The 5,144-nt window shown below is 41.9% G+C and carries 3 protein-coding genes; all 3 read left to right on the top strand.

Annotated features, from left to right (window positions below; all coding sequences use genetic code 11):
• Nucleotides 1-1,989 (top strand): glycoside hydrolase family 3 C-terminal domain-containing protein (locus ACQR30_RS15000; protein WP_429736551.1); only part of this gene is annotated, 1,989 nt, incomplete at its 5' end.
• Nucleotides 1,990-2,029: 40 nt separating this feature from the next.
• Nucleotides 2,030-2,845: a sugar phosphate isomerase/epimerase family protein gene (locus tag ACQR30_RS14995; RefSeq protein ID WP_429736549.1), complete on the top strand. Its 816-nt coding sequence runs from the start codon at nt 2,030-2,032 to the stop codon at nt 2,843-2,845.
• A 424-nt stretch (nt 2,846-3,269) separates the two neighbouring features.
• On the top strand, nt 3,270-5,144 hold a 1,875-nt coding region (locus tag ACQR30_RS14990; protein ID WP_429736547.1), incomplete at its 3' end, for a hypothetical protein.

Here is a 5,144-nt window from a genome sequence, read left to right as displayed (position 1 = left end):
TTGGCTGAAAAAGTTAAGATAATTCATGGGGACCACATTTATAGTGTAGCAGGTGTTGCTCGAGTAGGAATTCCTCCATTTCTTCCCGCGGATGGTCCATGTGCTGTACGCCCTGAATTGGCGGATAATTGCACCTATTTGTATGAGGGGAAAACCAATGATATCGCCATTGCACTGCCTCCACTATCGGCAGTGGCTGCTACTTGGAATCCCGAAATGGGTTTATTTTTTGGTGAGACGCTTGGCAACGAACTACGGGCACGTGGTAAAGATATGAGTTTGGGCCCTGCCATAAATATCATGCGCACCCCCCTTGATGGACGCACTTTTGAATTTATGGGTGAGGATCCATTTTTGGCCGGCCATATGGCTGCTCCTGTTATTCGCGGTATACAAAGTCAGGACGTAGCGGCTTGCGTTAAGCATTTTGTCGCCAATAACCAGGAACTTGACAGATACGACGTGAATGTGACAATGGACGAGCGTACCCTGCGGGAAATCTATTTGCCGGGTTTTGAGACAGCTATCAAAGAAGGGGAATCCTGGGGGATTATGGGTGCCTATAATAAACTGCGGGGCCAGTGGTGTTGCGAAAACCCTTATTTGCTGAAAAGCATTCTGCGTAACGAATGGGGCTTTAAAGGAGTGGTAGTAAGTGATTGGGGGGCCGTTCACGATATGAAACGTGCTGCGCTCGCCGGTTGCGACCTCGAAATGAAAATCGGTAGTGACTACCAATTTGCAAAATTAGAGAAGGCCGTAGAAAATGGTGAACTTGCTAAGTCTGTTGTAGATGAGAAAGCTAGACGTATGCTTTGGTTAATGGCAAAAATTAAAAAGATAGGGCCCGATACCGCTAGCCGGATTAAAGGAGTGCTTAATACGCCTGCTCATCGTGCAGTTGCACTTAGCATTGCTGAAGAGGCCATTGTTCTGCTTAAAAATGAAAACAACATACTTCCCCTGAATCCGGCATCTTTAAAGACAGTGCTGTGCATTGGTCGTAATGCCAACCTTAAAGTATGTAATGGCGGTGGCAGCGGTGAAGGTAAACCGCCTTATGAAATAACTGCATTGGACGGATTACGTAGACGCTTGGGTGATGGGGTCAAAATTGAATATATAAGCATGGAACCCAACGCCAGCAATCCTTCGGATCAGATTATTGCTAATTTAGCTAAAACTGCCGATGCGGTATTGATTTTCACTGGGGATTCCCATGCTGAGGAGAGTGAGGGTAAGGACCGAACTGACATTAAACTTCCTAAAGGTCAGGATGAAATGGTAGAGAAATTCGTGTCCATCAACCCTTGCACCGTAATCATCAATGAAAGTGGAGCACCTGTTGCCATGCCATGGGTCAACAAGGCAAAAGCCTTAATTCAATTTTGGTTTTGTGGACAAGAAGGGGGGAATGCATTAGCTGCCATTCTGTTTGGCGATATAAATCCTTCCGGCAAGTTACCCTGTACATTCCCAAAAAAATTGAAAGATATTGCTGCGCATGCGCTTGGTAATTATTCTGCTGGTCAGCTAAATTATGCAGAAGGTGTATTGGTGGGTTACCGCTGGTTCGACGCCAAGAAAATAGTTCCGCTTTTTCCATTCGGCTATGGGTTGAGTTATACTACTTTCGACATTGACAAACCCAAACTCTCGGCGTCCGTCTTTAAAAATGGGGATACACTGGCAGTCGATGTGAAAGTAACTAATACAGGTAAACGGGCCGGAGCCGAAGTTGTTCAACTCTACATTGCTGAACGGAAGCCCTCAGTTATACGCCCACCTAAAGAACTTAAAGCATTCCAGAAAGTATTTTTACAAACGGGGGAATCGAAAACTATTAGAATGAAGCTGGTTGCCAGAGACTTTTCATTTTGGGATACAAAAACCAATAACTGGAAAGTGAATGCCGGAGCCTTTGATCTCTTGATTGGAAATTCATCTCGTCATATCTTAAGAAAAACAACCATTCATTATAAGCTTTAAAGAGCATAAGAAGCATCATTAAAGTAAACGTATCATCAATATGTCTATTCAATTTTTTTGTCCCCGTTGGGGCAGCGAGGATCTAAGCCTGGACGATTTTTGTCAGAAAACAAGCAATGCTGGCTACGATGGTTTTGAAGTTGGAATCGCACAAACGACTTCCGATGGAGAACTAGAGCAAATGTGGAATATCGCCGAAAAGTATAAGCTAAAAATAATTATACAGCACTATGATACTTACGATGCCAATTATGCAAAGCATTACGATCTGTATTGTGCTTGGCTTGAGAAGGTAAGAACCTTACCCTGCGTAAAAATCAATTCGCAAACTGGTAAAGACTTTTTCAGTATGGAACAAAATAGTGCGCTAATAGAAGCTGCATTGCAAGTGAGCCTTCAAACAGGTATTCAAATCTTACATGAAACCCATCGCAATAAGTTTTCGTTTGCCGCGCATATTACCAGACAATTTCTCGAAAAAATCCCAGACTTAAAACTTACACTCGATATTTCACATTGGGTTTGTGTGGCGGAGTCATTTTTAGAAGATCAACAAAAAGCAGTACAACTGGCCATTGATCGTACGGAACATTTTCATGCGAGGGTGGGTTATCCCTGCGGCCCGCAAATTACTGATCCGAGAGTGCCTGAATGGCAACACGCATTAAATGTGCATTTGAACTGGTGGGATAAAGTCGTTGAACGCAAGAAAAAAGAGCAATCTGCTATTACTATCACAACAGAGTTTGGACCGTATCCATATATGGTTCAACTACCTGCTACGTTGACGCCTATTTGCAATCAGTGGGACGTAAATGTATTTATGATGGAACTATTGAAAAAGAGGTACAGCTAAAAAAGACAAATTGGAACAAAAGGAAGATTACATTGTCGCACCAGGCGGCTACTTAATCTTATCCGCGTTTGTAAAACGAATCATCAAGGGGAGATCATGGATCATATTTCGCATTTAGAAACAGCATGGATACAAATGATCGGCGATAAAAGAAATGGCTTTAAAAGAGTCAAAGCGATCACAGTTAAAGCAGTATTTTTTACTATTAAAAAAGAGAGGTAGTGCATCAAACGGTTTCGAAAATTAATGGACATAGCACAAAGTTGCACAGATGAAAAATAGATAAAATGGTCCAAGATAAAAAAAGTGATGTTTACCAATCTCCTGGCCTTGGTGCATGGAATACTATAACAAATAATCCTAAAAAAACGAAATAAACTTAAATGCTCAATTCTAAAAATTCTTAATTTTAATCGTAATTATAATGTCAAAAGTAAAAATTATTGTTCTTTCCTTTTTCTGTTTTTCGGTATTTGCGGTAAGTGCGCAAATGCCAAAAGTGAAAAACAATGTCCTTTCCAAAGTAACAGACATATGGGTTGTTTTTAGAACCCATTTCGATTTGGGATTCACAGACCTTCCTGAAAATGTATTTGAGCGTTATCGTACAGAGATGATGGATAATGCGTTAAAGTTGATTGAAAGCAACCAAACGCAATCCAAGGAAAAACGCTTTTCTTGGAACGTCTCTAGCTGGCCACTCGCTGCGCAAATGCTGGGGCCATTGCAAACTCCTGAACGAAAAATAAGAATTGAAAAAGCAATAAAAGAAGGTGGCATTGTTGCCGACGGTTTTCCGGGCATCGTGCAGACGGAATCTTTAGATTATGAAGATTTAGTGCGTGGTTTGGGCTACGCTTCGGCCATTGATAGAAAATATGGCCTTCCTCTAACTATCAGTGCAAAGATGGAAGATGTTCCCAGTCATTCTTGGGTATTGCCAACCTTGTTGAAAAATGCAGGTATACAATTTTTACAATTGGGATGTAATCCAGCTAGTCAGTATCCTCGTTTTCCTGAATTGTTTTGGTGGGAAGGCCCGGATGGCTCAAAAATATTATGTAATTATACACCTCTTTATGGCTCCAGTATCAAACCGCCTGCCGACTGGCCATGTAAAAATTATCTTGCCATGCAAATGACGGGAGACAACCAGGGGCCGCCTACCTTGCATGAGATTGATAAACTTTTGGCTTATGCCGCAAAAGAATTACCCGGTGTTAAAATACACTTCGGTACATTAGACGATTTTGCTAGAGCAATTTTTGCGGAAAAACCTAATTTAAAAACCATTAAGGGAGATTGTCCCGATACTTGGATTCAAGGATTGCAAGCTAATCCACAGGAAACAAAAATTGCCAGAAATATTCGTCCGCTGGAATCGGCACTTGATGGGCTGCATACACAAATGAAGTCTTGGGGTATAGACGTTGCACCGGTTGCTACAAAACTGGCAAAAGCCTATGAACAAAGTTTTTTATATGGAGAGCACACTTGGGGAATGAACGCGGAATTCGGCCCACGTTACAGCTACGGTGACGCATGGAAACAATGGATGGCGGAAGCAGCTGCGGAACCACTTCCTCCGGATGGCAATTACGGGGCATTGGAAAATAGCGATGCGCTTCATACCGAAATAGGGAGTAAAAGAAAATGGTTATATTCTTATGAAGTTAAACGTCAATACATTCGCAACACAAATGATATTGTCGGCACTGAACTTCATACAGACTTAGATCTGTTGGCTGCCGCAGTTAATAAACGAGGTAAACGTGTGGTCGTATATAACCCATTACCGTGGGAAAGATCAGGGATGATTGAAAATCCCTGGGAGAAAGGAAAATATTGGTATGTGAAAAATGTCGCCGCTTCCGGCTACAGCAGTTTTTCTGCCAAGGAGCTGACACAAGGTGACATTACCAAAGATGAATCACCCACTTTTAGTACACCTTATTTCAAAGTGGTTTTTGATTTGAAAAAAGGGGGTATTGTATCATTAATTGAAAAAACAACCGGGCGTCAATTGGTTGATCAGTCATCGCAATATGTGCTGGGACAATTTTTGCATGAACGTTTTAGTGAAAATGAAGTCGATAAGTGGTTTAATGCATATAGCCGTGTTAAAGAGGGATGGGGATTAAATGATCTTGGAAAGCCTGGAATGCCCAATGCAACGCAATCTCCCTATCTAGCCTTTACGCCAGAGGCCTGGAAAATAAATGTACAGCATTCTGACGTGGCCGATATCGCTACTTTGACAACGACGAATACCGATGGCTTTGCAAAGGGATATACATTC

Origin of the sequence: Arachidicoccus sp. (genome assembly GCF_050436765.1) — a bacterium.
GTDB lineage: Bacteria > Bacteroidota > Bacteroidia > Chitinophagales > Chitinophagaceae > Arachidicoccus.
The sequence above is the reverse complement of the archived record's forward strand: the minus strand, read 5'-3'. Positions and strand labels throughout refer to the sequence as shown.

Excerpts from the sequence above, each read along its gene's own strand:
- ACQR30_RS14995 (WP_429736549.1), top strand. The coding sequence starts at position 2,030 with ATGTCTATTCAATTTTTTTGTCCCCGTTGGGGCAGCGAGGATCTAAGC.